We start from the raw sequence: 24971 nt of genomic DNA on the forward strand, positions 1-24971 counted from the left end.
TCCTTAAGACATAGCCTTAGTACAGGCTATGTGAATTATCTTCAATGTGTTTGTTGGTAATCACGCCCCACATCTTGTAATAACACCAGGTGGTATAGATGAGGATCAGTGGAACAAAGATACAGGCAGCAACGGTCATTACAGTCAGGGTATTTTTACTGGATACCGCATCCCACATAGTCAGACTTGCAACCGGGTTAATGCTTGAAGGCATCAGGAAAGGGAACAGGGCAAAACCGGCAGTCAGGATGGCACCGATGACAGCCAGAGATGAACCCAGGAAGCTCAGGCCTGCTTTGTTTTTACCTGCTGCCAAGACAATGATCAAGCCACCCAAAATGCCGGCAATAGGCGCTGCCATCGTGATTGGATAAGTCGAATAGTTGTTCATCCAGCCTGGATTGGCATTGGTCAATACTTCTTTTGCGAGCGGATTAGCAACACCATTGGTATCAAAAGGTGTAACTAGGGTATAGCCTTGAATACCACCAAAGTACAGCCAAGCGCCTGCAGCCAGGAAGGTAACCAGATAAACCAGACCCATGATTTGTGTTGCTTTGGCAGAACGCTGACGTAGGTCACCATCTGTACGCAGCATTAACCATGCACCACCATGTGCACACAGCATCGATAAGCTGACCAGACCACAGACAATTGCAAACGGATTAAGCAGGGCAAAGAAGCTACCAGTATAAGTAGAACGTACAGTTTCATCTAAAGTAAATGGTACACCGAGGAACATGTTGCCGAATGCCACACCGAAAACCAAGGCAGGTACTGCACCGCCAATGGCTAGACCCCAGTCCCATGAATTGCGCCATTTGGTATTTTCCAGCTTTGAGCGATAGTCAAAGCCAACCGGACGCAGAAACAGGGCAAACAGGACCAGTAGCAGGGCCCAGTACATGCCGGAGAAGGCAGTTGCATAGACCATTGGCCAGGCAGCGAATAACGCACCGCCGGCAGTAATAAACCAGACCTGATTACCGTCCCAGTGCGGCGCAATGGTATTGATCGCTGCACGGCGCTCGCTATCATTTTTGCCCACAAATGGCATGATCGCCATGGAGCCCATATCGAAGCCGTCGGTGAGGGCAAAGCCAATCAGCAATACGCCGACCAGCACCCACCAAATGATTTTTAATAATTCATATTCGATCATGCTTGAGTCTCCCCATTTGACTTTTCTGCAGCTGCAAGCTTTTCAAAATGGTATTTACCAGTATGCAGTGAGCTTGGGCCAAGACGTGAGAACTTGATCATCAGATACATCTCGATAATCAGTAACACGGTATAGAACGCTGCCAATGCAAGGATCGAACCCCATACATCGCCTGTGCTTAAGCTTGATGCTGAAAGATGCGTCGGTAATACCTCACCAATGGTCCAAGGTTGACGACCTACTTCTGCTACATACCAGCCGGTTTGCGCAGCAATCCAAGGCAGAGGAAGTGCAAATAATGCAAATTTCAATAACCATGGTTTGTTTTCAGCATTACGTTTTGCTACCGCAAAAGTTGCCAGTGCAAATAGAAGTAGCATCAAGAAGCCAGAAGCCACCATGGCACGGAATGCCCAGAACAGGCTTGGTACGTGTGGAATGGTATCTTTAGCGGCTGCTTTGATTTGCTCTTCAGAGGCATCAACGACATTTGGCGTGTATTTTTTCAGAAGCAGACCGTAACCTAAGTCTTTTTGGCTTTCTTCAAAAGCGGTTTTTAGTTCTGGAGACTGATCACCAGCACGTAATTTTTCCAGTTGCGAATAGGCCACCATACCATTGCGGATACGCGCTTCATGCTGAACCAGCAGGTCCTTAATACCTGTGACTTGTTCTGTAGTAGAACGTGTGGCAATCAGACCCATCACATAAGGAATTTTTACTGCATAATCTGTAGTCATGGTTTCCTTATTCGGGATACCGAACAAAGTAAATGGCGCAGGTGCAGGATGAGTATCCCATTCTGCTTCAATTGCTGCCAGTTTGGTTTTTTGTACATCGCCCAGCTCATAACCTGATTCATCACCCAGTAAAATCACTGAAAGTGTAGAAGCAAGCCCAAAGATAGCTGCAATGGCAAAAGAACGGCGTGCAAAAGGCAGGTCACGTTTTTTCAGCATATAGAAACTTGAAATTGCCAGTACGAAAATGGCACCTGTGACATAACCCGCAGATACGGTATGCACAAATTTAACCTGAGCGACTGGGTTAAAAATGAGTGCAGCAAAGTCCACCATTTCCATACGCATGGTTTCGTAGTTAAATGCCGAACCGACCGGGTTTTGCATCCAGCCATTAGCGACCAGAATCCAGAGTGCGGACATATTTGAACCTAAAGCGACCAGCCAGGTTACGGCCAGATGTTGTACTTTGGACAGGCGATCCCAGCCAAAGAAAAATAAGCCAATAAACGTCGACTCAAGGAAGAAGGCCATCAAACCTTCAATTGCTAGCGGTGCACCGAAAATATCACCGACATAATGCGAGTAATACGCCCAGTTGGTTCCGAACTGGAACTCCATGGTCAGGCCGGTGGTTACCCCTAAGGCAAAGTTAATACCAAACAGTTTTCCCCAGAACTTGGTCATGTCTTTATAGATTTCTTTGCCGGAAATCACATAGGTGGTTTCCATAATGGCAAGCAGAAAAGCCAGGCCTAAAGTCAGTGGAACAAAAATAAAGTGATACATCGCGGTCATGGCGAACTGGAACCGCGAGAGATCGACCACGCTTTCAGAAATCATCAACGTGTCTCCTGGATTTGGGAAGGATTACCGGCGATACGCTCGGCGACTTGGTTATCAAAATTTTTAGGAATCGTAGGCGCATCAAACCAGATATTTTTAATTATCATTAGTAAAATAACCTTGATAATTAAAATGGCGGTTATTTCTCTAACCACTCTCTGGTTTAGATTTTTGGGAACTAAGCTCATTCGACTAAGCCTGTTATATGACTTGTTGTATATTATTAATCTATTGTAACTAAAAAATAAATAGACGATACAGTTTAAATAAATATATATTTATAAGTATTTGAAAATAATAAATATATATTTATATGAGTTAAAATTTATTCTAAATATTTTTTTATGTAATTTTATTGGTTTTTAAATCCGACTAAAATGCTTATATTTATATATTTTAATGTAGATTATTTTGGTTGGAATAATATTCTCCTATTTTTAAATCTGATTAAAATGCTTGGTTTTAAAATAAAGAATAAAATTAATCAAACTAAATTGGTTGGTTTTATAAGGGTTGAATATCAGTGTCACAATCTTTCTCATCTTATTTATTTTGATAAAAAACACGCAAAAGAAAGAACATGCTGGAGGCATGTTCTTTTTAAGCTTTGTGAGGGAGGCTGGACTTAGAAGTCGTAACGCATGCCTAGGGAAAGTCCTAAACTGTCTTCACCGCGTACTCCACCTACAGTATTGGTACGACCTTGTGCCCAAGGGGTAAGGTTTGAGTTTTCATCATTTAGTACAGTTGCTATGTTGCCATAAATGCGAACTGTTGGATCTAAACGGTGCTCAAGTCCGATTGCCAGCAAAGTTGCATTCGCATCATCAGCATCGACATCGCGGTGGAATACTTCACCACGGAATGAGGTTTTTGGTGCAAATTTATATTCACCGGCTACACCAAATACTTGTGCATCTGGGTTTGCTTCAGAGTTATCGTGTTGAAGGAATTGGTATAAACCACCCAGGTTGAATTCAGGTGTGATTTTGTAAGCACCTGCGATACGGAAACCATCGCGCTCACCACGGGCAGCTTCTTCTTCGTAATGTTCATATGCAGCGGCGAAATCAACTTTACCTTCTTTATAGGTTAAAGCGAGGTCGTATGCCTTGTCTTTGTCTTTAGCGCCATCTTTAGTGGCGTCCGGGCTATTTGCTTCATGAAGTGACAAAGCCCCCAACACATTGAAACCGCCAGCAAATTTAGGTGATTTATATTCAATCGTATTGGCATTACGTTCATCAAAACGTAAGTTGCCAGCGCGGGTGACATTACGAATATCACCAACCATGTCACCAAAAAAATTGACCGGGCCACGTGCAACTTTAAACGGGCTGTCAAAGCGACCTACACGTGCTTGACCAAAGTCACCTTTTAAACCGACAAAAGTATCGCGGGTTGCAAATTCGAGATCATCATTTGCAGAACCACTAGAAAAGTTAATTTCTTGTTCAATTTGAGCAAAAACAGTCATTCCGTTTTCTAATTCTTGTTCAGCTTTAAAGCCTAAGCGTGAAGAATTTGAAGAAAGCCCCACTTCATTATAATCTGCACCATCATCCAGATAATCTAAAGAAACGTGTGCGCGACCATACACTTTAACATCAGCAGCAGCTGCCATGACCGGTGTTAAAATTGTTGCCCCAACTGCTAATGCGCAAAGAGTTTTTTTCATGTGTAGCTCCAATAAGACTTTTTTGGTCCTAACAAAGGTGTTGTGGTAGCTTTGTTAAATTTTGCTACCGTCCTGTATTGGTGCTAAGTATTAATTACAAATAAGACAGTAAGATTAAGGAAATATTTCAAATCTATTAAATGTTTCGTTTTGTAAAAATATTGGGTGTGGGCGAATTTGTGTTCTAAAAAATTATTACTATTCAAAATTTTGTCTTGGTATTTTTTATCAGCTTTTCTAAAGCGTAAATTAAAATGCACGATGAGGGCGAAAAAAATGGAGCCGAAGCTCCATTTTTGGATGTTAAGAATTTCTTAAAGGGCAGCTTTGATTTTCTCGGCCAAGGCTTTGATTTTTTCCTGATCGCCCATCTGCACAGCATGTTTGCCAAGATTGTGTAAAGAGGTTGGCACCAGATGAAAATGTATATGCGGTACCGTCTGACCCGCTGCAGCGCCAGATAACTGCATCAGTACGATGCCATCTACCCCTAAACCTTTTTCAATGGCTTTTGCAACTTTCTGTACGATCTGAATCGTATAAGCAGCCGCTTCAGGTGGCAAATCCAGTAAAGTGATTGCAGGAGTCTTCGGAACTACCAGTGTATGACCGTCTGCCTGAGGCATGATGTCCATAAATGCAAGAACTTGGTCATCTTCATACACTTTTATCGCAGGAAGTTCACCGCGTAGAATTCGTGCAAAAATATTCTGATCATCATAAGTCATAAGTACATTCCTTGAGCGTCATTAAACTGAATTATTTACAGTTCAATTCTTTCTGACGTTCTTTGATCGCGTCAAGACGTTGTTGCTCTTTTTCCGAGAATTTTGGCTTGGTTGTATAACAATTATCATTACCGAACTTGGCTTTTGCTTCAGGATCTTTGAAACAGAAACCTTTAGACGCGTAAATTACGTCGTGATCATTTTTTAATTTTTTGCACTCTTGTTCAGATGCAAGAACCGATGTTGAAGCCCCGAACAAAGTTGCAAAGCCAATCAATGCTGCAACAGAAAATTTCTTCATGAGAGTTTCCTCTGGGTTATCCACTATTTGTACCTGCTTAACAGTCACAATATGAGGTTTCGTTATCATTATTCAATGGCGAGATATTACTCAATGGTAATATTACTCCATGATTCATACATTTTTACAGCACTGGAAAAATCACTGTTTTTATCCGATAGATCGCTAGCTGCCTGAATCAGGTTCTGGGTTAAAGATAACACAGGTGCAGAAAGTTTGGCTTCGCGGGCGAGATCGATTGCAATCCCGGTGTCTTTGGCCAGAAGTGGCAGGGCAAAGGTTACAGGAAAACTTCGATTTAAAATCCGCTGTGGCAATACGGTTTCGGTCACCATGCTTTTCCCACTTGAAGCATTAATGCAATCTAGTGCTTCATGCAGATTTACTCCATGTGCTTTCAGGGTAGTAAAGCCCTCAGCAACGGCACACAGGTTTACAGCCATTAACATATTATTTACCGCCTTCACAGCAAAACCCGCACCAGATTCACCCACATGCTTGATCAGTTTGCCAAAAGCCCGCATCGCAGGGAGAGCATGTTCATAACCCTGTACATTGCCACCCACCATCACAGTTAAAGTACCATTTTCAGCACCAATGGTCTGGCCACTGACAGGTGCATCCAGAAAAATCACCCCACGTTCAGCCAGTTGTACTGCCAGTTTTTGCGCTGAATCCGGTACGCCACTGGTACAGTCGACCCAGACTGAGCCGGATTTAAGCGGTAAATCTTCCAGAAGTTGCTCTACATCGGTACTGGTTGGCAGGCAGGAAAAAATCACATCTGCCTGAACAGCCTGTTCAAGGCTAACAGCCTGGGTGCCATATTCAGCAGCATGCTCTTCTGCCTTGTTGAAAGTACGGTTCCAGACATAGACCGTATCAAAATGCTTGGGTAAATGTGCTGCCATACGATAACCCATTGCACCTAAGCCGATAAATGCGACTGACTGAATCATGCTGTACCCTCTGCATATGTATAAATATATTGATAAGTTTGAATATTTTTACTGGTACTTAAATCTGCTTTAAGCGTCGAGACGTTTTGAGCGTTGCACCAGCCAGGTCGTCATTTTTGGCCAGAATGTATTGGCTGTTTTCTGATTGGACATCAGGCCGAGATGACCGCCTGGAATCAGAGTAAACGTCTTATCCTGGCTACTTGTCAAATCCAGCAATGGTCTGGCGGATGATTCTGTCACAATCTGGTCAGTTTGACCTGCACCTACCAAAAGGGAGCAGCTAATATTCTTGAGCTCAATGGTACGACCATTCAAAGTAATAGAACCCTGCTTTAATGGATTTTGTAGCCACAAATGCAGCATCATGTCCTGATTAATCCCACCTGGATAATCGATCATTTTATTCAGGAAATTTCCCATAGTTGCGTGTTCATAGACATCTTCGGCACGATCAAGATTTAGCAAAAACCGCTTTTGGCTTTTGAACCAGCCAATCGGGTCAAGTAATTTAAAGCCCAAGGCATTTAAAATACCCGGTGTATGAATATACTGTTTTGGAATCAGCCCTTGATGAATGGCCTGTTTTAGATTTTTATTTTTAGAAATCAGTTTATTGGTTGTAGAAAACAGTTTGCCGACACGTCCTGAAGCATAACTGTCAATCGGACTGCCGACTACGATCAGATTCTTGACATGTTCCGGCGAATGCAGGGCGGTATAAAGCGTGACAAATACGCCTGCCATACTCCAGCCATGTAGGGAAATCAGCTGACTACCTGAATGATTGCAGATCGTTTCAATAGACTGGGGAATAGCAGAATCGATAAAAGATAAAAAGTTCAGATGACGATGCTTAAAGTCAAAACGTTTCCACTCCACCAGATAGACATCAAAACCGCTATGCTGAAAATGCTTGACCAGTGAACGATAGGGATACAGGTCATAGATATCCATATTAACGGCCAGGGGAGCAATAAAGACCAATGGTTCCTTATATTTTTTGTCGGGTGAGGCGTAATATCGGATTTTGTAAAACTGGGTGCCAGCAATATATTCAAAAAGGGTTTTTTGCGACAGAATCAGTGAGGGGGCATTAAACACCCGGGTCTTGAGGTGTTTCAATTTTTTTTGCTGACGCTGAAAATTTTGTTTTAACTGAATCATGTAAATAAAATATCCGTATCCGCGGAAGGATTGATCGAAGTCTAAGCAATAATCGCTTATTATGCCTTGACCTGAAATAGCTTAGGCGCTCAAAATGTTGGCAATTTTTTACAAAAGGCAGCCGTAGGGCTGAAGTAAAGTGATGAGCCAGCAAGACGATATTAACTACCAATTAGAAACTTTAGCCATCCGTACTGGTCACACCCGTAGCTTTGAGGGTGAGCATGGCGAACCGATTTTTCTAACATCGTCATTTGTTTATGAAAATGCCGCAGAAGCTGCCGCAAAATTTTCAGGCCAAGAGCCGGGTAATATCTACTCTCGCTTTACTAACCCGACCGTTGCCATGTTTGAAAAGCGTCTGGCTGCTTTAGAAGGTGCAGAGCGCGCCGTTGCCACCAGTTCAGGTATGGCAGCGATTATGGCAGTAGCAATGGCATTTTTGAAAGCAGGCGATCATGTAATCTGTTCACGTGCAGTATTTGGTTCCACCGTTTCTTTATTTGAAAAATATGTTGCTAAATTCGGTGTAGCAGTTGATTTTGTCGACTTGACTGATCTGGATGCCTGGAAAAATGCCATCAAGCCAGAAACCAAATTACTTTTTGTAGAGTCTCCATCCAATCCGCTGGCAGAAGTGGCAGACATTCAAGCCCTGGCAGATATTGCCCATGCCAATAATGCTTTGCTGGCCATTGATAACAGCTTCTGTACCCCAGTATTACAACAACCAATCAAATTTGGTGCTGACCTCGTTGTATATTCAGCTACGAAGTACCTTGATGGTCAGGGTCGTGCATTAGGCGGTGCAGTCGTAGGTAATCACAAGCTACTGGAAGAAATCTTTGGTTATGTGCGTACTACCGGCCCGTCAATGAGTCCGTTCAATGCCTGGGTGTTCCTAAAAGGCTTGGAAACGCTACGCTTACGTATGCGTGAACATTCTGCCAGTGCTCAAAAACTGGCGGAATTTCTGAATGCGCATCCGAAAGTTGAAAAAGTGTATTACGCAGGTTTGCCTGAGCATGTTGGGCATGCACTGGCAGCAAAACAGCAAACCGGTTTTGGTGGTATTGTGTCTTTTGAAGTGAAAGGTGGTCGTGAAGGCGCCTGGACAGTAATTGACAATACTAAGTTCATTTCAATTACTGGTAACCTGGGTGATGTGAAATCAACAATTACTCATCCGGCAACCACGACTCATGGCAAATTGTCTCCAGAAGCCAAGGCAGCAGCAGGCATCCGTGAAGGTTTAATTCGCGTTTCTGTCGGTTTGGAAGAGATTGGTGATATTATTCGTGATATTACTCGCGGTTTAGATCTTATTTAATTTTATAAATTTATGTTCGGAGATATTTATGAACATTAACATGTTGATGCAGCAAGCTCAGCGTATGCAAAAAGAAGTTGAAAATAACGTAAAAAAAGCCAAGGAAGAGCTGGCGCAAACTGAAGTGCATGCGGAAGCGGGTGGTGGTCTGGTGAAAGTGACCATGACTTGCCGTAATGTAGTAAAGCGTATCGAAATCAATCCAGAATTACTTCAGGATGATCCAGACATGATCGAAGACTTAATTGCAGCTGCAATGAATGATGCAGCGCGTCAGGCAGAACTGGTTTCTGATGAAAGAATGAAAGCAGCAAATTCGGGCATGGGTTTACCACCTGGCCTGGCTGGTATGTTCTAAGGAAGAATGCGCAATGTTTAGTGATCGTTTTGATCAACTGGTTCAAGCATTACGCATACTGCCAAGCGTGGGGCCGAAATCGGCCCAGCGCATGGCATTGCACTTGATCATGAAAAATCGTGAGGGTGCAGTGGGTCTGGCACATGCCTTGACTGAGGCGACCAACCACATTCATGAATGCTCGGTCTGTCATTCACTTACTGAAGATGAAGTCTGCAATATCTGTACGTCTCTTGATCGTGATGATGAACTGCTGTGCGTGGTGGAATCTCCGGCAGATGTGATGGCGATTGAACAAAGTGGCAGTTTCCGTGGTAAATATCATGTATTGGGCGGACATCTGTCTCCACTTGACGGGATCGGTCCGGAAGAAATTGGTATTCCGTTTTTGTTGCAACGCTTGAGTCAGGGGCAGGTCAAAGAAGTGATTCTGGCCACCAATGCGACAGTTGAAGGGCAGGCCACGGCACATTATCTGGTAGAAGCCAGTAAACATTTGCCAATCCAGATGACCCGAATTGCCCAAGGGGTACCGCAAGGTGGTGAGCTGGAATATGTCGATAGTCATACCTTGAGTCAGGCGGTACATAACCGGATGCGCATGAAGTAAGTTTTACTTAAAAATCTTGTTAGTTTTAATATAAAAAAGATATTAATTGAAATAAAAAATCATATGGATAAGGGTTGTTTCTTAAGAAATAGGGTGGAATAGACGTTATTTTTTATACAAAAATTCTATAGATCAGTTAATATAGATATATCAAGAATCTAATCTTAGACTCAGTTCTATGTTCCAATTTATTCAACACCAGCACGACTTAACTCCTGTACTGAAACTAATGGACCAGAATTCAGTTTACGGGCTGGATACCGAGTTTATCAAGGTCGACACCTTGTGGCCTAAGCTGGGTGTGTTCCAGATTAATGTAGACAACCAGGTTTATTTGCTGGATGGCACCACACTGGATCTGACTGAGTTCCTCAATAAAATTTTTGACGCACAGCAAAATATTTTTCATGCCTGTAGTGAAGATATCGACCTGATCTACCACTATACCCAGAAAAAATCGCTGAGTAATGTATTTGATACCCAGATCGGTATGTCATTTCTGGGACATGGTTTGCAAGTTAGCTATCAAAATGCACTCAAGCAGATGCTGGAAGTGGATATTGAAAAAGACCAGACCCGTTCTGACTGGCTGGCACGTCCACTCAGCTCCGACCAATTACTGTATGCGGCCAATGATGTGCATTATCTGGTACAACTGTCGGAAAAAATCAAACACGAGCTAGATGCGAAAGATCTGCTGGATTTTGCCTTACAGGATTGTCGTTTCCTGACACGGGAAATTGGTAAAGATACACCTACGGCCTTGTTGTATCAGGATGTCGGAAATTACCGGCATTCACGCCGTCAACTGATGCAATTGCAGCAATTGATGGTCTGGCGTGATCAGATTGCCAAAGCATTGAATCAGCCACGCAGTTTTATCCTGAAAAATTCGAGCATGATTGATCTGGTCGAAAAGTTTCCGCGCAATAATTTTCAGCTTAGCCATGTTAAAGATATTCGGGGCAATATTTTACGCGAACATGGCAAAACGATTTTAGATCTATTGAAATTCCTGCCTGACCAGGCCGAATGGCCCTTACGCCTGGCACGTCCAATCCGCCACTCTTCCAGAGATATCGGCGACAGAATTGATGCAATTATTCAACATGTGGTCAATGAAACCTCAATTCCCAAAGAAGTGTTGATGCGCAAGAAATGGTTGAATGCATTGTATCAGCATGTAGTCTTTCACAAGGATGAACAGGATCTGCCGGATTATCTGCTTGGGTGGCGCTATGAGTTATTAACTCGGCCCCTGATTGAGGTATTGCATCAGGATGAATCTTATCTGTCTACACAGATGAAAGCCAGCGAGTGATTGGCTGCAAGATTGGTTAAAGAAAAAGCAATTATACAAAATCACGACTGATGCATGAGACGTGGCTAATGTTTCTGTCTTTTTTTTGATGTATCCTTGCGGTTGTTTTTCCAGAAAAGTCGTTTGAAATATGCAAGTGTCTATCTACAAATCCAGCAAAAAAAGTGAAATGTATCTGTATGTGGCGCGTCCTGCGAATGAAAGCGAAGCTGAAACATTCGAGCCTTTAAGTGTATTAACTGAAGCGGTACAGGCAGCATTTGGGCGTGCGACTTTTGTCATGCATCTTGAATTAAGCGAATCACGTAAACTGGCACGTGCCAATGTTCTGCATGTGATGGATTCTATTGAAACCCGCGGTTTCTTTCTGCAAATGCCGCCCGAAGGTTTAATTGACCCGAATGCTGTAGAGCCAGAAGGGCTTCGTGGTGCTTAATGTTAATTCAGGAGTTGTGAAATGAATGGTTATGTCGCTGTATTAGACTCAATTCCTGAACAGAGCATTGCCGTAGCAGTTTACCTGCTCGGCAGCTTGATTGCTTTATGGTGCTGGTATGGTGTGACCAAACGCTTGCCTAAACCTATGGGTGGTTTTTTGTGGATTATGGCCTTCGCTGTTTTGCTGACACCTACTGTGTCTGAGGGACCGAATGCTTCCATTGCACCCGCGATTTTTGGGCTGTTATTCGGGATGCTGACCAAAGAGCAGCCTTTAGTTTGGATTAATGCGTCACTTATTTTATTTGTCATTGGGATCGGTTCTGTGATTGGCTATTGCTGGTCGACTTATGTGTCGAACAAAAGCAATATTCGTGTTCACGAGAAAAGTTCACCGCTGTAAGTAAAAAATAAGGTTCAATCATGTCTGCTGATATTCAACAATTTTCAGGTACCGATCAGTACATTGCGACTGACAGTTTAAAACTTGCGGTGAAAGCTGCACGCAGTTTGCAAAAACCGTTGTTGGTCAAAGGTGAGCCGGGTACAGGTAAAACTTTACTGGCCGAGCAAGTCGCACAAAGTCTGGGTTTAAAATTGATCACCTGGCACATTAAATCCACCACCAAAGCACAGCAAGGCCTGTATGAATACGATGCAGTATCGCGCCTGCGCGATAGTCAGTTGGGTGATGATCGTGTCTATGACATCAAGAACTACATTAAGCCTGGCAAATTGTGGGAAGCCTTTACCAGTGAAGAGCGCTGTGTCCTGCTGATTGATGAAATTGACAAGGCAGACATCGAGTTTCCAAATGACTTGCTGCATGAACTTGATAAAATGTCGTTCTATGTATACGAGACAGGCGAAACCATTACGGCAACACAGCGTCCAATCGTAATCATTACCTCAAATAATGAAAAAGAATTGCCAGATGCTTTCCTGCGCCGTTGCTTCTTCCATTACATCGAATTCCCGGATGAAGCCACTATGCGTGAAATCATCGATGTGCATTTTGCTAATATCTCTGCAACATTGGTGAATGAAGCCTTACAGGTATTCTTCCAACTTCGTAAAGTTCCGGGTTTAAAAAAACCACCTTCAACTTCTGAACTGATCGACTGGCTCAGCCTGCTCATGGCAGATGATATGCCGGAAGATATTCTGCGCAATACTGATAAATCCAAAGCAATTCCACCTCTATACGGCGCCTTGATTAAAAATGAGCAAGATGTGCAGTTGCTTGAACGTCTAGCATTTATGTCACGTCGTTAAGGGAGAAACACGCATGTTTGTGCGACTGTTTTATACCTTACGCAAATATGGTGTACCGGTATCGACTCGCGAATTGATTGACCTGAATCAGGCAGTTTCTGCAGGTCTGGTGTTTGCCGATCAGGACGAGTTCTATCAGCTGGCCAAAACCGTAATGGTCAAGGACGAGCGCTATTTCGACAAGTTCGATCGCGCCATGAAAGATTATTTTGATGGTATCGCGACCTTTGATCTGGATGAACTGCTAAATCAGGTGCATAAGCTGCCCAAAGACTGGTTCGATCTCGAATTACTCGAGAAGCATCTGACCCCGGAGCAGCGCGAAGAGCTGAAAAAAGCCGAATCGCTAGAAGAACTGATGAAAATGCTGGAAGAGCGTCTGCGCGAACAGCATAAAAAACATCAGGGCGGCAACAAGATGATTGGTACCGGTGGCACTTCACCCTTTGGTGCCTATGGCGATCATCCTGAGGGTGTGCGTATTGGTGGGCCGGGGCGTAAGCGTTCTGCGGTGAAAGTCTGGGAGCAGCGTCAATACCGCAATCTGGATGATGAACAGATTTTGGGTAGCCGCCAGATGCAGATGGCATTGCGCCGTTTGCGTAAGTTTGCCCGTCAGGGTGCAGCCGAAGAGCTGGATATTGATGGTACGATTCGTGAAACGGCCAAGCAGGGTATTCTGGATGTACAACTGGTGCCCGAGCGTCGTAACCGTATTAAAGTTTTAATGCTGTTCGATGTCGGTGGTTCGATGGATGCGCATATTGCCCAGTGTGAAAAGCTGTTCAGTGCTGCGAAAACCGAATTCAAAACCTTGGAATATTTTTATTTCCATAACTGTCTGTACGACTATGTCTGGAAAGATAATGTCCGTCGTTCCAGTTCACGCATGAATACTTGGGATTTGTTCAATACCTATGGCCGTGATTACCGCGTGATTGTGGTCGGTGATGCCAGTATGGCACCGTATGAGCTGAATTCTGTCGGTGGTTCTGTTGAATATATGAATGATGAAGCTGGACAGGTTTGGTTACAGCGTCTGCGTCAGCATTTTGATAAAACTGCCTGGCTGAATCCGGAAGAAGAAAAATACTGGCATTACACCCATACCATTGGTCTGATCCAGCAAATATTTGAAAATCATATGTTTCCAATGACACTGAAAGGCATTGAAGACATGACCAAATATCTGGCGCGTTAATTCCATTTATCTATAAGTGACTTTAGTTAGAGTTATTAGTGATTTAAAATAAATTATTCTAGTATAAAGTCACTCATTATCTCTTATTTAAAATTTCAGGCATGATTATGACTCATCAAATTAATGGTATTGCATTACCCAATGAAGAGGGTTTTTTTGGTCGATATGGCGGTCAGTTTATTCCACCCGATCTGAAACAGGCCATGGATGATATTAATGTGGCCTATCAGGAAATTCATCAGACTGAAGAATTTCAGAATGAACTGAAAGACCTGTTTGCTCATTATGTCGGTCGTCCAAGTCCACTATTTCATGCCAAACGCCTTTCTGAACAGCTTGGCGGGGCGCAGATTTATCTGAAACGTGAAGATCTGAATCATACCGGCGCGCACAAGATCAATCACTGTCTGGGTGAAGCTTTACTGGCCAAATATATGGGCAAGACCAAAGTCATCGCAGAAACTGGTGCCGGCCAGCATGGTGTTGCTTTGGCAACTGCATGTGCCTTGGTGGGTATCCCATGTGAAATTCATATGGGGCAAGTGGATATCGAAAAAGAACATCCAAACGTCGTCAAGATGAAAATTCTGGGTGCCAAACTGATTTCTGTGACTCGCGGTACAGCTACGCTTAAAGATGCAGTCGATAGCGCTTTTGAAGAATATTTGAAAGATCCGAAAAATTACATCTATGCTATCGGTTCAGTGGTTGGACCGCACCCATTCCCGATGATGGTACGTGATTTTCAGTCGATTATTGGCGATGAAATTAAAGTTCAGACCAATGAACGTTTTGGTGCAAATCCTGATTATATCGTTGCTTGTGTTGGTGGTGGTTCTAATGCAGTCGGCGCATTCACTGCATTTTTAAATGAACCGGATGTGAAGCTGGTTGGCGTTGAGCCAGCAGGTCATGGTTTAGATACCGATATGCATTCAGCTACTTTAACTCTAGGTAAGCCGAGCCAGTTACATGGTATGGCCTGTTATGTTCTGGAAGATGAACAAGGCGAGCCATTGCCAGTGCATTCAATTGCTTCTGGTCTGGATTACCCAGGTGTGGGACCACAGCATAGTTTGCTGAAAGATTTGGGGCGGGTCGAGTATACGACTGCGACCGACCAGGAATGTCTGGATGCATTTATGACACTGTCACGCGTAGAAGGTATTGTACCTGCACTGGAAAGTTCGCATGCGGTGGCTTGGGCCATTCGTGAAGCAGGGAAACTGCCAAAAGATACCAAGATTGTGGTGAACTTATCGGGCCGTGGTGATAAAGACTCAGATTATGTAGCAGAAAAACTCGGTTTAAACTGATTGTATTCAAAATGTTGATATAAAAAATCCCGGTACATGTGCCGGGATTTTTTATATCTCAAATATGATGGTTTATCTTTGTGTTGTTTAAATTTTGGATATTTACATGGTCTTTCTATGTTGGGGGGAGTGGTGATATTATTTTAACCTGAGATATATTGCTGTAATTGCTCAATCAGTTTGCGTTGGTCCTCCATAGCCGCTTTGACCAAATCTCCAATTGAAATCAAACCGATCAGTTTTTCATGTTCGACCACAGGTAAGTGACGCAGGTGACGATCAGTCATCAGCGATAAACAGTCTTCTACCGTAGTGGCTGATGTCACGGTAATCACTTTAGAAGTCATGATCTCATTGACTGTAGTATCAAATGAGGTTCTTTGCATCAGGGCAATCTTACGGGTGTAATCCCGTTCTGACAAAATCCCCACCACGCTGTCTTCATGGGTGACTACCAGCGCCCCGATTCCTTTTTCGGCCATCAAGGTGATGGCCTCTAAAACTGTAGAATCTGGACGGATGGTATAAATAGCTTGATGCATTTTTTCACTGAGCACCTGTGCCACATTGGTCATGCTTAATCATCCTTATCGGTCAATTTATTATTAATCCTTGAGTATGTATTCAACCTGAACATCTCTAGGTTTTTAAGTTTTACTCTTTATAAATAGCATGTTATTTAAGCAATGTGCAGTCTTTGTTGCGAAAAAAATAGGTGACGCATTTGTGCAGCAGTTAGTTTAAGTCTGGTGCCATTGGTATTGCATAGGGCGGGTGTAACATTCAGTCGTGATAAGGTTGGTAATAATGCATTTTCAAAATCTTCAGAATTGATTTTACGTGGAATGTAATGTGGCCAATGTTGTTGAGCGTAATTTTGGGCATCGAGTGGATTAAGCCAAAATGGAAAGATGCAGTCTTCGTGGTCGCGCATCATTGCCCAACCTTTATGATATGCGCCCCATAGCTCGCCACAATTCATCATGGATTTCAGCATTGTAATCTTCAGAAGAAATTCTTTGCAGATCGGATCAATTTGAATAATTGTTCGTGGTTTCATTGGAATTAAGTGCTATTGGATGACAGCCCCTATTCTAGAAACTTTATAAGTAATTACTGTTTCAGCTTTGCAAGTAATCGTAAGAAAATATGTATTGATTGCGGTTTATTGAAAATATGGCTGAAAAAAACGCCACCTAGGTGACGTTCTTTTATGCTTTCATCGTGGCCATGTTTTGCCAGTACTGGGCTTTGAGTGAATCTCGTTCTACACGGAAACCTTGATAGTAAAGTTCTGCTAAAAAAAGTGCTGCTTTACCATGGCCGGCGCGAGCTGCTTCTTCAAGCTGTTTTACCGCATCGACAAAGTTCATTTGTGATTGAATGGTATTCACGGCATCTGCATACAGATGTTCCAGGTCATGCTGAGAGAATTGTTGAATCATATATAAACTCCTTAATTTTAATTATGATTTCAGGATAGACTTATGAGTCTAAATACAAATATAAATTAGTATTGTTAAACTAATATTACAAAATAATGGAAAAGTCAACTATTCGAATTTGTCTGTTTACTTCAGTTATAGTTTAACTGATTAAACTATACACAATTATAAATATTATTAAGCTACATTGTAAATGGATAGCAAACAACAAGGAGAAAGCCATGACGACAAGAACTTTAGATGGTGTGAAATTTGATATGCCGCCGACTGCAGGACAAATTATGGAGCTTGCAGATTTGCATCGCAAAAAGCTTGATGCTGCTATATTTAGTAAATACACCCATTTGGGTGAATATGGTCTGGCACAGCGCAAAGAAGTATATGATTTTACTCGTGAGCTGGACGAAAACCAGCGTGAGCAGTTTTATAAACTCTATAATGGCGAATTAGTCCGTATTGCAGATGAAGACCGCTTGCATCCACCTGAAGCAGAAGCAGGTTTAAGTAAATTTGCGATTCTACTCGTACTGGCAGTGGTAGCGGCGGTACTCTATTCTACAATTTTAACCAAAGCAATGAATTAAGCTTGGCATAAGCAGATTTTCAGTCCTTATGAATATTCGGTGTGCTGACTTGAACTTGTGCAATGGCAATCATACACTACCTTTAACCTGAGGTAGTGTATGTCTATAGAGTCAGAAAAACTAAATCAAATTTTCAGCAGAATTAATCTGGAACAGATTTATAATAGTGTTGTTATCTTTATTGTTGCGGTGATCCTGTTTTTAGCCGCATTTGCTTTATATCGTCCGTTGAGCATGTCGCAAGTTACTCAAATTCAGCAATTGTCTAAGCAGCAAAATCTTCCCCAAACTCAGGATATGGCACTCGCTCTGTTAGAGCAGCAGCATATCCGTCGTGGGCAATATCTTAAATTGATGCAGGCTTATCAGCAGGAGTCGTTACGGGTACGTCAGCTTCCACCGGTCTCTGTGGAGATGCGCTAGGTAGAGGACGAGCGGGCAAGTAAAAATTTGCATCAATCAAATTTTGTTCTAAACGCATTTCCAATGCAGTTTTATCCAGTTCTTTACTGACCACGATTAGTATTAAGCGATCAGGATGGAAGTGCTTGCGTATGGCATTTTGTACATCTGTAGCCGTGACTTGAGCCAAACGTTCTGAATAACTGGATAGATAATTACTTTGCTCGCTATAAAAGCCCATATTGCCTAACTGGGCATTGATAGTGGCATTACTGCTGTAAACGTTAGGGAAGGCACGCAGCATGCCGGCTTTGGTTTCTTCCAGACGCTGACCATCGATGGGTTGGCTAACGAAGTTGATAAATGCCCGATGTGCGACCTGAATGCTGTCTAGCAGTTGATCCTGACGTGTAGCATATTTGAAGCTGAATACTCCGGGCGACTGAGTAAAGCTGATTGAACTATAAGCTCCGTAGGTAAAACCTCGTTTTACCCGAAGCTCCTGCATGAGTACTGAATTAAAACCACCCCCCCCAAATATTCGATTAGCGATCTCTAAAGCCAGTTTATCCGTAGTAAAGCGGGTCGGTCCTAGATGTCCAAAGATGACATGTGCCTGAGACGATTTATAGGGTAAATGTACTACTTCAAAACCAGATTTAATCTCAGGCATTGGTAATGCTGCTGCTTTTTGTCCTTGAGGTAAATTGCCGGCAATTCGTTCAGATAGCTCGAGTGCCTGTTTAGGACTAAGTTTTCCGGTAATGGCAATATTCATATTTTGTGCTACCAGAAATTGATCACGGAATTTTTTTAATAACTCTGCGTTAATTTTTTTGGTACTGCCTTGGGTGCCAGTGACTGGTTCTGCATAAGGATGTTGACCATAAAGGGTGCGATAAAAACGGATATCCATCAGCCGGCTGGGGTTTTCCTGTAGTTGCTTTTGCCCTACTTGGGTATTACTTAAGGCTAAATTGATGCTGGACGGTTTAAATGACGCATTCTTTATAACTTCCATCATCATTGCTAAGGCGGGTTCTAATTTTTTTGGGTCTGAGAGCGTACGTAGACGAATTACGAACATGTCCCGATATGCTTGTACGCTGAATTGTGCACCAGTTTGGTCAAAAACAGCCGCTACCTGATTTGCGCTATATTTATCTGTGCCTTCACGCATCAGTTTGGCTGCCATATTTGACAGACCATACAGTCCTTTAGCAATTTCCTGATCACGGGCCGAGCCAGCATTGAAGGTCAGCTGGATATCTACCATTGGAAGATCTTGAGTTTCAACAAATAGCGTACGTACCTTGTAGCGATTATTCAGATCGTGAATATAAGGGGCCTGAAATTCACGTTGCGGATTGATATTTTTAAGACTTTGTAACAGAGGAATAGACTGTAACTGACTCGGATTATCATTTTGGTCAGGCTGATGGTCCAGATAGTTTTCTGCATGAATAGCCGTACTCAAACTTAAAACATACATAAGCAAAATTGGATAAACTTGAAGCATTTATAATCCCCGTTACTGGGTGTTTTGTTCGGGTGAGAGATAAAGTGTACTGAGATTTTCTCTGACAAAATAGGCATTGGCGACGCGCTGGATATCTTGAGTACTGACGCTTTCAAAGTGTTTTGGTAACTCATCCATCAGGCGATAACTCAAGCCATTGACCTCCAGATTTCCAATCATTCTGGCCTGTCCAGCCAGATCATCCTGACTATAAATCAGACTTGAAATAAAACGTGTGCTGATGCGCTCCAGTTCTCGCTCGGAAATAGATTCAGTTTTTAGTAAATCAATTTCATCCTGAATTGCAGCTTGTGCTTCTGCCAGGCTAACACCTGAAACAGGAAGTGCTGAAATACCAAACAGGCTGTCACCACGATTATAAGGATCATAAGACACGCTGACAGAGGTTAGAATTTTACGATCTCTTATCAGGCGATCTTGCAGGCGGGAAGAAATCCCACTGTCCAAAAGGCTGCGAATAATACTCAATGCATAGGCATCTTGCGGGTTTTTAGCTGTGGTTAATGATTTTACGTTCCAGGTCATATAAAGATTGGGTACTTGAACATTGCTGTTGATCTCCATATGCCGATAGCCTAGGCGTTCAAACTCCAGTACATCATTGCGTGCTGGGGTTAGGCGTGCGGGAATGTCAGCAAAATATTTTTGTACCTGAGCCAAAGCAGCTTCAGATTCGATATTTCCGACAATCACCAAAATAGCATTATTCGGGCTGTACCAGTCCCGGTACCATTTTTTGACATCATTCAACTGAATATTATTTAGGGTTTTCATATGTCCAATCACTGGCTGACGGTAGTGACTGGTCGGATAACTGATCCATTTAAACCGTTCAAAGGCTTGCGCCCGCGGATTGTCATCTGTGCGCTGGCGCCGTTCTTCCATGACGACTTTAATTTCTGGCTCGAAGTCCTGCTGCCGCAGTAGTAAATTGCTCATACGGTCAGACTCAAGTTCCAGTGCCATAGGAAAATAGGCCTTAGGATAGAGCTGATAATAATTGGTGTAATTGGTAAAGGTAGCGGCATTGATGCTGCCGCCATAAATCCGACTCAGGCGGGTAAATTCGTCATTCGGCACTTTATGGGTGCCTTTGAACATCATATGTTCAAGTGCGTGAGAAACCCCTAGAATATTTCCGGACTCATCACTACTACCGACTTTATACCAGATTTGTGTCATTACCATGGGCGCACGATGGTCTTCCCGAATAATGACTTTTAAACCGTTACTTAACGTGGTTTCAAAAGTAGTTCGTGACAATTCACTTCGGGTTTGTGCCTGAGCCGGGTTAAAGCTCAGGCTAAACAAGACCGCTGCACCGAATGGATAGATCATCTGTTGGATCATTTGAGAGAAAGAGGAGACAGTAAAAAAGGTAGTGAACACTAGATCTCCCAAAATAGGCATTTGTATTTAGACTTATTTTTAATAAATGCGTGCTTGAAAGCAACCGAGAGCTGTAGCTTTTTGGTATGTTTGTCCAGTAATTGCATTGCTAGCTGCAAAGCAGGCAAGTTATGGTAGAATCTGGGTTTTTAACGCAATGCTTTTCAAGGATTCGGCATGCAACAGCAATCTAATGGGCAAAACAAATTTTTGATTGATGCTGATATCGGAGATGATGATGTCACATTACCGAGCTTACCTGCGGTCAATGTGCCTATCGTAGAAACGCCAAGCGAAGCAGCTGTAGTTTCTGCACCTGTTACCACAGAAACTGAAAATGAAGATTCTGCGGCAAAAGGTGGCTTCTTTAGCCGTATGAAAGAGGGTTTAACCAAAACCCGTAAGAACCTTGCCGATGGGATGGTCAATATCCTGATCGGTGGTAAAGAAATTGATGATGAATTATTAGAAGAAGTTGAAGAACAGCTTCTGGTGGCTGATATTGGTGTCGATGCAACCAAGACCATTATTACTAACCTGACTGAACGTACGGCACGTGGTGATTTGATCTATTCGCATTCACTCTATAAAGCACTTCAGGAAGAGTTGGTGGCTTTATTGGCACCACGGGTAAAACCGCTGCATATTGATCCAAACAAATCACCTTATGTAATTCTGGTGGTGGGTGTAAATGGTGTCGGTAAAACCACGACGATTGGCAAACTGGCCAAACGCCTACAAGGTGAAGGCAAGACTGTTATGCTGGCAGCAGGTGATACTTTCCGTGCAGCTGCAACGGAACAGCTACAGATCTGGGGTGAGCGTAATAATATTGCAGTCGTGGCTCAAGGTCATGGTGCTGACTCGGCTTCGGTCATTTTCGATGCTTTTGAAAGTGCCCGGGCCAAGGGTGTAGATGTATTGATTGCAGATACAGCGGGTCGTTTGCATAATAAAGGTCATTTGATGCAGGAATTGACCAAAGTAAAACGTGTCATGCAGAAAATTGATGCAACTGCACCGCATGAAGTCATGTTGGTGGTGGATGCCGGTACTGGCCAGAATGCCATTAATCAGGTTGAAATGTTTGATGAGGCAGTCGGCTTGACAGGTTTGACCATTACCAAACTGGATGGGACTGCCAAAGGTGGTGTGCTGTTTAATATCGCCAGTCGTACCCATGTGCCGATCCGGTTTATTGGTGTCGGTGAAAAAATTGATGATTTGCGTCCATTTTCCGCTAAGTCATTTGTCGCTGCATTGTTTGAAACTGAAAAATAAATAATGCGTTATAGTTCACACAAACTTCGCCAAGTGCGGAGTTTGTTGTTTTTAGCGGGTTTGAATGCTCTAAAAAGCAGCTTGAAAAAATTAAGCAAAGTTATTTAGCTTAATAAAACCATTATAATTCTACGGGATTATTCAGGCTGTTTTAGCTTGGTTTTGTGGGGTAGAAAATGGCATTGCTAGATAAGATTGGTCAGGTATTAACAAGCGATATAACCAAGGACTTTAAGTTTTCAAAAAAAAACAAACTGAATGATGATCTGGAGCTGACCTTTATTGATCAGTTAAAAAAGCGCCGTAGTATTTATGCGTTGGGTAAACGGGTGCATTATAGTCAGGCCTATCTTTGCGAAATCATTCAGGAAGCAGTGCGCAGTTGTCCTTCCGCCTACGATTCCCAAAGTACGCGCATTGCCGTGTTATTTGCAGATTCTCATCATCAATTCTGGGAAATTGTGAAACAGGTTCAGCGCCAGCATGTACCAGAGCATATTTATGAAGGAGTGGAGCTGAAACTGAATCAGTGTGCTGAAGCCTATGGCACGATTTTATTTTATGAAGATCAGTCCGTGATTCAACAATTGCAAAAGAAAATGCCATTAAATAGTGAAGATTTTCCAGCATGGTCTGAACAAACTTCCGGTATGGCACAATTTGCTGTATGGGCGACATTGGCAGATTCTGGCTTGGGAGCCTCCTTGCAGCATTATAATCCCCTAATTGATGAAAAAGTCGCTGAGCATTTTGACATCGACAAGAATTGGTTGTTGCGTGCCCAGCTGTGCTTTGGATCAATTGAGCAAACGGTAGAAGAAAAATTGCAACAGTTGGATCAGTACCGTTTTAAAATATTGAATTAAAACACTGTGAATAGAGTGGTAGTGAATAGCATGGTGGCTGTGATGAAGTCAGATCCATACCTGCTACTCAGATATAAATCCAAGCGTTATATAAATGAAACACAATGTTATCGAAATGCACCTGTTATGGGTGCTTAAAACACGTAGTATGACTTGATCGATTTATTAATAATCAAGGTATACAGAGGTGAATTCATGACATTTTTAGATCAGATGAAGAAACGCCGTAGCATTTATTCGATTGGAAAAAATGTAAAACTGGATCAGGCAGAAATCGAACAAATTATTAAAGATGCAGTGAAATTCAGTCCTTCAGCTTTTAATTCGCAAACCTCACGTGTGGTCATTTTATTTGGTCAATCACATGATACCTTCTGGCATATTGTACGCGAAACTTTGCGTGACCTCGTGTCAGCAGATGCATTTGAGGCAACCAATAACAAGATCAATGCGTTTGCTGCAGGTTACGGTACTGCGCTATTCTATGAAGACCAGGATGTAGTGAAGTCGATGCAGGAGCAGTTCGCACTCTATGCCGATAATTTTCCGGTCTGGTCAGAGCATTCTTCTGCGATTGCACAGTTTGCAACCTGGACTGCTTTGGCAGAAGTAAATATTGGTGCTTCGTTACAGCATTACAACCCAATTATTGATGAAGAGGTCGCACGAACTTTCGATATACCGCCTTCCTGGAAACTTCGCGCTCAACTAGTATTTGGTTCAATAGAAGCACCTGCAGGTGAGAAAACCTTTATAGATGATGCGGAGCGATTCAAGACCTTTACCTAATCAGCTTTAATTAAAAAAACCAGATTAAAAGAAGCAGAGTAATGCTTCTTTTTTTATATATTGGAGTTGTGTTTACCTACTATCTAATATATCTAGCTGAATAAATTCTAGAAGTTCAGGCTGTATTATTTTCAACTTTTGTCATTGGATTGTCATTTAAAAGGCAGATAGTGCTTATTTTTAATAAACAACCAATAACGAGTAATGGATATGGATTTAGGTATTGCGGCAACAGCAGCAGTGTTTTTATTTAGTACATCGGCTTTTTCAGCTGTAACCGTTACAGTACCTGAAGAAATAAAAATTGTTGCCGTAAATGATCAGGAGGTAAAATCAGGTTTCTTGCGTTCAAATCAGGCTTATACCTTGAATGCGGGGGTAAATGCGATTAGCGTACGTTATAACGAATTTTTCCAGCACTCAGATAATTCACATGACATCTTGAAATCTGGCGTAGTTACTGTAAAAACACCTGAGCTGATCGAGGGTGAAACTTATAGGTTAACTTTGATGAACGCTCCTAAAGATTTTGAGGAAGCAAAAAATTATAAAGACCAGCCGATTATTGGGCTTTATGATGCAAAAAATCAGCTGCTGGTTCAGCAGATGGGAGCAAAAGAGACAGCCAGGCCATTATTTGGAAAAAGTATTTTAACCAGGTCTGTAGATTTAACTAGTAAAGCTGTGACTCCCGTCAATCAGTCTGCAGCAGTTTATACTCAGGTAACGGTAGCGCCGAAGACTGTAAATGTGAAAATAGCGGAAAATATGACAGGCAATCAGCTTGATCAGCAATTGATTCAGGTATGGCAGAAAGCATCTAAAGTTGAGCGTCAAAAATTCATGACTTGGCTTGTTGAACAGGCAAATTAAATAATCTTTCAAGAATCAAAAAGATCACTCTTAGGTGATCTTTTTTTATGAAGGCAGAAGAGTAAAATTAACATTTCCTTAAAATTTGCATGCTGAAATAGGTAGAAAAACTCAAAAAAAGTGTTAAAAATAGAGTTTCAGGTTAAAAAATAAACGTACGATGGTTTTTTCTGAATATTTTCAAGAAAAGCTCTTGCGCTTGTTTTGAAACTGTATAGAATACGCAACACACCAACGCAATGCATGAAACGAAACGTTAAGTGATTGGGTTGGAGCTTAAAGCTGACGAAGTTTTAAGAAGATCATTAAGAGATTATGAAGAACAACTTGTGTGGATTTTTACTGGTTGATTGATCGAAATTATTTTCATTG

At 42.4% G+C, this 24971-nt stretch carries 28 protein-coding genes and 2 pseudogenes; 16 read left to right on the top strand and 14 right to left on the bottom strand.

Annotation, left to right across the window (positions count from 1 at the left end; genetic code table 11):
• Positions 1-16 precede the first annotated feature (16 nt).
• The 8 genes from cydB to VXP95_RS12460 all read right to left on the bottom strand — a co-directional run bounded on the left by cydB (position 17) and on the right by VXP95_RS12460 (position 7581).
• Positions 17-1162, bottom strand: a complete 1146-nt coding sequence (gene cydB / locus VXP95_RS12425) for a cytochrome d ubiquinol oxidase subunit II (RefSeq protein ID WP_004645267.1) — start codon at positions 1160-1162, stop codon at positions 17-19.
• Complete coding sequence (locus VXP95_RS12430) at positions 1159-2745, bottom strand: cytochrome ubiquinol oxidase subunit I (RefSeq protein ID WP_416712132.1); 1587 nt, start codon at positions 2743-2745, stop codon at positions 1159-1161. Before VXP95_RS12430 ends, cydB begins: the two co-directional genes overlap by 4 nt.
• Complete coding sequence (cydP, locus tag VXP95_RS12435) at positions 2745-2936, bottom strand: cytochrome oxidase putative small subunit CydP (RefSeq protein WP_004645265.1); 192 nt, start codon at positions 2934-2936, stop codon at positions 2745-2747. Before cydP ends, VXP95_RS12430 begins: the two co-directional genes overlap by 1 nt.
• Before the next feature lie 437 nt (positions 2937-3373).
• Positions 3374-4426, bottom strand: a complete 1053-nt coding sequence (locus VXP95_RS12440) for a porin (protein WP_064095307.1) — start codon at positions 4424-4426, stop codon at positions 3374-3376.
• A 314-nt stretch (positions 4427-4740) separates the two neighbouring features.
• A complete protein-coding gene (locus VXP95_RS12445; RefSeq protein WP_064095308.1) occupies positions 4741-5154 on the bottom strand; it encodes an HIT family protein in 414 nt (137 codons plus the stop codon).
• Between the two features lie 31 nt (positions 5155-5185).
• On the bottom strand, positions 5186-5455 hold the full coding sequence (locus tag VXP95_RS12450; protein ID WP_064095309.1) for a YARHG domain-containing protein: 270 nt from the start codon (positions 5453-5455) through the stop codon (positions 5186-5188).
• 86 nt (positions 5456-5541) lie between these two features.
• On the bottom strand, positions 5542-6414 hold the full coding sequence (locus tag VXP95_RS12455; protein ID WP_064095310.1) for an NAD(P)-dependent oxidoreductase: 873 nt from the start codon (positions 6412-6414) through the stop codon (positions 5542-5544).
• Positions 6415-6483: 69 nt separating this feature from the next.
• Entirely contained in the window at positions 6484-7581 is a 1098-nt protein-coding gene (locus VXP95_RS12460; RefSeq protein WP_416712127.1) for an alpha/beta fold hydrolase, read from the bottom strand.
• A gap of 142 nt (positions 7582-7723) precedes the next feature.
• Between VXP95_RS12460 and VXP95_RS12465 the strand changes: the two genes are divergently transcribed.
• From VXP95_RS12465 to trpB, 9 genes are all read left to right on the top strand, one after another.
• Complete coding sequence (locus VXP95_RS12465) at positions 7724-8911, top strand: O-succinylhomoserine sulfhydrylase (protein WP_416712128.1); 1188 nt, start codon at positions 7724-7726, stop codon at positions 8909-8911.
• A 28-nt stretch (positions 8912-8939) separates the two neighbouring features.
• The gene (locus VXP95_RS12470) at positions 8940-9269 is read left to right on the top strand and encodes a YbaB/EbfC family nucleoid-associated protein (protein WP_004731251.1); all 330 of its coding nucleotides are present in this window, start codon (positions 8940-8942) and stop codon (positions 9267-9269) included.
• Between the two features lie 13 nt (positions 9270-9282).
• The gene (gene recR / locus VXP95_RS12475) at positions 9283-9879 is read left to right on the top strand and encodes a recombination mediator RecR (RefSeq protein ID WP_416680512.1); all 597 of its coding nucleotides are present in this window, start codon (positions 9283-9285) and stop codon (positions 9877-9879) included.
• Positions 9880-10057: 178 nt separating this feature from the next.
• Positions 10058-11200 (top strand): ribonuclease D, encoded by a 1143-nt coding sequence (locus tag VXP95_RS12480; protein ID WP_416680511.1) that lies wholly within the window; start codon positions 10058-10060, stop codon positions 11198-11200.
• A gap of 130 nt (positions 11201-11330) precedes the next feature.
• Positions 11331-11636 (top strand): YcgL domain-containing protein, encoded by a 306-nt coding sequence (locus VXP95_RS12485; protein WP_064095315.1) that lies wholly within the window; start codon positions 11331-11333, stop codon positions 11634-11636.
• A gap of 21 nt (positions 11637-11657) precedes the next feature.
• Complete coding sequence (locus tag VXP95_RS12490; RefSeq protein WP_064102658.1) at positions 11658-12041, top strand: hypothetical protein; 384 nt, start codon at positions 11658-11660, stop codon at positions 12039-12041.
• Between the two features lie 20 nt (positions 12042-12061).
• Positions 12062-12913, top strand: coding sequence for an AAA family ATPase (locus VXP95_RS12495; protein ID WP_064102657.1), 852 nt, complete (start codon positions 12062-12064; stop codon positions 12911-12913).
• 13 nt (positions 12914-12926) lie between these two features.
• Positions 12927-14114, top strand: coding sequence for a vWA domain-containing protein (locus VXP95_RS12500; protein ID WP_416712129.1), 1188 nt, complete (start codon positions 12927-12929; stop codon positions 14112-14114).
• Between the two features lie 107 nt (positions 14115-14221).
• A complete protein-coding gene (gene trpB, locus VXP95_RS12505) occupies positions 14222-15430 on the top strand; it encodes a tryptophan synthase subunit beta (protein WP_416705748.1) in 1209 nt (402 codons plus the stop codon).
• Positions 15431-15573: 143 nt separating this feature from the next.
• On the opposite strand, the gene VXP95_RS12510 is transcribed toward trpB, so the two are convergent.
• The 3 genes from VXP95_RS12510 to VXP95_RS12520 form a co-directional block, all read right to left on the bottom strand.
• A complete protein-coding gene (locus VXP95_RS12510) occupies positions 15574-16005 on the bottom strand; it encodes a CBS domain-containing protein (RefSeq protein WP_064095320.1) in 432 nt (143 codons plus the stop codon).
• A gap of 104 nt (positions 16006-16109) precedes the next feature.
• Positions 16110-16490, bottom strand: coding sequence for a DUF2750 domain-containing protein (locus VXP95_RS12515; protein ID WP_064095321.1), 381 nt, complete (start codon positions 16488-16490; stop codon positions 16110-16112).
• 151 nt (positions 16491-16641) lie between these two features.
• Positions 16642-16875, bottom strand: coding sequence for a hypothetical protein (locus tag VXP95_RS12520; protein WP_064095322.1), 234 nt, complete (start codon positions 16873-16875; stop codon positions 16642-16644).
• 221 nt (positions 16876-17096) lie between these two features.
• On the opposite strand from VXP95_RS12520, the gene VXP95_RS12525 reads away from it, so the two are divergent.
• Positions 17097-17459 (top strand): hypothetical protein, encoded by a 363-nt coding sequence (locus tag VXP95_RS12525; RefSeq protein ID WP_064095323.1) that lies wholly within the window; start codon positions 17097-17099, stop codon positions 17457-17459.
• 99 nt (positions 17460-17558) lie between these two features.
• Positions 17559-17882 (top strand): hypothetical protein, encoded by a 324-nt coding sequence (locus VXP95_RS12530; RefSeq protein WP_191730609.1) that lies wholly within the window; start codon positions 17559-17561, stop codon positions 17880-17882.
• Here the strand turns inward: VXP95_RS12530 and VXP95_RS12535 are convergent.
• Positions 17806-18639 (bottom strand): M16 family metallopeptidase, encoded by an 834-nt coding sequence (locus tag VXP95_RS12535; RefSeq protein WP_404793632.1) that lies wholly within the window; start codon positions 18637-18639, stop codon positions 17806-17808. The two genes, VXP95_RS12530 and VXP95_RS12535, sit on opposite strands and share 77 nt — an antisense overlap.
• An 89-nt stretch (positions 18640-18728) precedes the next feature.
• On the opposite strand from VXP95_RS12535, the pseudogene VXP95_RS12540 reads away from it, so the two are divergent.
• Positions 18729-18809, top strand: a pseudogene (locus VXP95_RS12540) (hypothetical protein); the annotation flags it as partial.
• Here the strand turns inward: VXP95_RS12540 and VXP95_RS12545 are convergent.
• Positions 18772-19380: pseudogene (locus VXP95_RS12545) on the bottom strand (insulinase family protein); the annotation flags it as partial. The pseudogenes VXP95_RS12540 and VXP95_RS12545 sit on opposite strands and share 38 nt — an antisense overlap.
• Positions 19381-19392: 12 nt before the next feature.
• A complete protein-coding gene (locus VXP95_RS12550) occupies positions 19393-20790 on the bottom strand; it encodes a M16 family metallopeptidase (RefSeq protein ID WP_416712130.1) in 1398 nt (465 codons plus the stop codon).
• Between the two features lie 177 nt (positions 20791-20967).
• On the opposite strand from VXP95_RS12550, the gene ftsY reads away from it, so the two are divergent.
• From ftsY to VXP95_RS12570, 4 genes are all read left to right on the top strand, one after another.
• Positions 20968-22071 (top strand): signal recognition particle-docking protein FtsY, encoded by a 1104-nt coding sequence (gene ftsY / locus VXP95_RS12555; RefSeq protein ID WP_064095325.1) that lies wholly within the window; start codon positions 20968-20970, stop codon positions 22069-22071.
• 176 nt (positions 22072-22247) lie between these two features.
• On the top strand, positions 22248-22937 hold the full coding sequence (locus VXP95_RS12560; RefSeq protein ID WP_064102655.1) for a nitroreductase family protein: 690 nt from the start codon (positions 22248-22250) through the stop codon (positions 22935-22937).
• 195 nt (positions 22938-23132) lie between these two features.
• Entirely contained in the window at positions 23133-23726 is a 594-nt protein-coding gene (locus VXP95_RS12565) for a nitroreductase family protein (protein WP_416680501.1), read from the top strand.
• Between the two features lie 210 nt (positions 23727-23936).
• Positions 23937-24599, top strand: coding sequence for a DUF2057 domain-containing protein (locus VXP95_RS12570; protein WP_064102653.1), 663 nt, complete (start codon positions 23937-23939; stop codon positions 24597-24599).
• Positions 24600-24971: the final 372 nt, after the last annotated feature.

The sequence above is a fragment of the Acinetobacter sp. 226 genome (assembly GCF_048147925.1).
Taxonomy (GTDB): domain Bacteria; phylum Pseudomonadota; class Gammaproteobacteria; order Pseudomonadales; family Moraxellaceae; genus Acinetobacter; species Acinetobacter pecorum.

Bases quoted from the DNA above. Each gene is read 5' to 3' on its own strand.
- VXP95_RS12515 (WP_064095321.1), bottom strand. From the start codon at position 16,490: ATGAAACCACGAACAATTATTCAAATTGATCCGATCTGCAAAGAATTT.
- VXP95_RS12445 (WP_064095308.1), bottom strand. From the start codon at position 5,154: ATGACTTATGATGATCAGAATATTTTTGCACGAATTCTACGCGGTGAA.
- VXP95_RS12530 (WP_191730609.1), top strand. From the start codon at position 17,559: ATGTCTATAGAGTCAGAAAAACTAAATCAAATTTTCAGCAGAATTAAT.
- VXP95_RS12570 (WP_064102653.1), top strand. From the start codon at position 23,937: ATGGATTTAGGTATTGCGGCAACAGCAGCAGTGTTTTTATTTAGTACA.
- VXP95_RS12470 (WP_004731251.1), top strand. From the start codon at position 8,940: ATGAACATTAACATGTTGATGCAGCAAGCTCAGCGTATGCAAAAAGAA.
- ftsY (WP_064095325.1), top strand. From the start codon at position 20,968: ATGCAACAGCAATCTAATGGGCAAAACAAATTTTTGATTGATGCTGAT.
- VXP95_RS12520 (WP_064095322.1), bottom strand. From the start codon at position 16,875: ATGATTCAACAATTCTCTCAGCATGACCTGGAACATCTGTATGCAGAT.
- VXP95_RS12440 (WP_064095307.1), bottom strand. From the start codon at position 4,426: ATGAAAAAAACTCTTTGCGCATTAGCAGTTGGGGCAACAATTTTAACA.
- VXP95_RS12495 (WP_064102657.1), top strand. From the start codon at position 12,062: ATGTCTGCTGATATTCAACAATTTTCAGGTACCGATCAGTACATTGCG.
- VXP95_RS12450 (WP_064095309.1), bottom strand. From the start codon at position 5,455: ATGAAGAAATTTTCTGTTGCAGCATTGATTGGCTTTGCAACTTTGTTC.
- VXP95_RS12485 (WP_064095315.1), top strand. From the start codon at position 11,331: ATGCAAGTGTCTATCTACAAATCCAGCAAAAAAAGTGAAATGTATCTG.
- VXP95_RS12525 (WP_064095323.1), top strand. From the start codon at position 17,097: ATGACGACAAGAACTTTAGATGGTGTGAAATTTGATATGCCGCCGACT.
- VXP95_RS12510 (WP_064095320.1), bottom strand. From the start codon at position 16,005: ATGACCAATGTGGCACAGGTGCTCAGTGAAAAAATGCATCAAGCTATT.
- VXP95_RS12480 (WP_416680511.1), top strand. From the start codon at position 10,058: ATGTTCCAATTTATTCAACACCAGCACGACTTAACTCCTGTACTGAAA.
- recR (WP_416680512.1), top strand. From the start codon at position 9,283: ATGTTTAGTGATCGTTTTGATCAACTGGTTCAAGCATTACGCATACTG.
- VXP95_RS12465 (WP_416712128.1), top strand. From the start codon at position 7,724: ATGAGCCAGCAAGACGATATTAACTACCAATTAGAAACTTTAGCCATC.
- VXP95_RS12460 (WP_416712127.1), bottom strand. From the start codon at position 7,581: ATGATTCAGTTAAAACAAAATTTTCAGCGTCAGCAAAAAAAATTGAAA.
- VXP95_RS12455 (WP_064095310.1), bottom strand. From the start codon at position 6,414: ATGATTCAGTCAGTCGCATTTATCGGCTTAGGTGCAATGGGTTATCGT.
- cydB (WP_004645267.1), bottom strand. From the start codon at position 1,162: ATGATCGAATATGAATTATTAAAAATCATTTGGTGGGTGCTGGTCGGC.
- trpB (WP_416705748.1), top strand. From the start codon at position 14,222: ATGACTCATCAAATTAATGGTATTGCATTACCCAATGAAGAGGGTTTT.
- VXP95_RS12430 (WP_416712132.1), bottom strand. From the start codon at position 2,745: ATGATTTCTGAAAGCGTGGTCGATCTCTCGCGGTTCCAGTTCGCCATG.
- VXP95_RS12535 (WP_404793632.1), bottom strand. From the start codon at position 18,639: ATGAATATTGCCATTACCGGAAAACTTAGTCCTAAACAGGCACTCGAG.
- VXP95_RS12500 (WP_416712129.1), top strand. From the start codon at position 12,927: ATGTTTGTGCGACTGTTTTATACCTTACGCAAATATGGTGTACCGGTA.
- VXP95_RS12565 (WP_416680501.1), top strand. From the start codon at position 23,133: ATGACATTTTTAGATCAGATGAAGAAACGCCGTAGCATTTATTCGATT.
- VXP95_RS12560 (WP_064102655.1), top strand. From the start codon at position 22,248: ATGGCATTGCTAGATAAGATTGGTCAGGTATTAACAAGCGATATAACC.
- VXP95_RS12490 (WP_064102658.1), top strand. From the start codon at position 11,658: ATGAATGGTTATGTCGCTGTATTAGACTCAATTCCTGAACAGAGCATT.
- cydP (WP_004645265.1), bottom strand. From the start codon at position 2,936: ATGAGCTTAGTTCCCAAAAATCTAAACCAGAGAGTGGTTAGAGAAATA.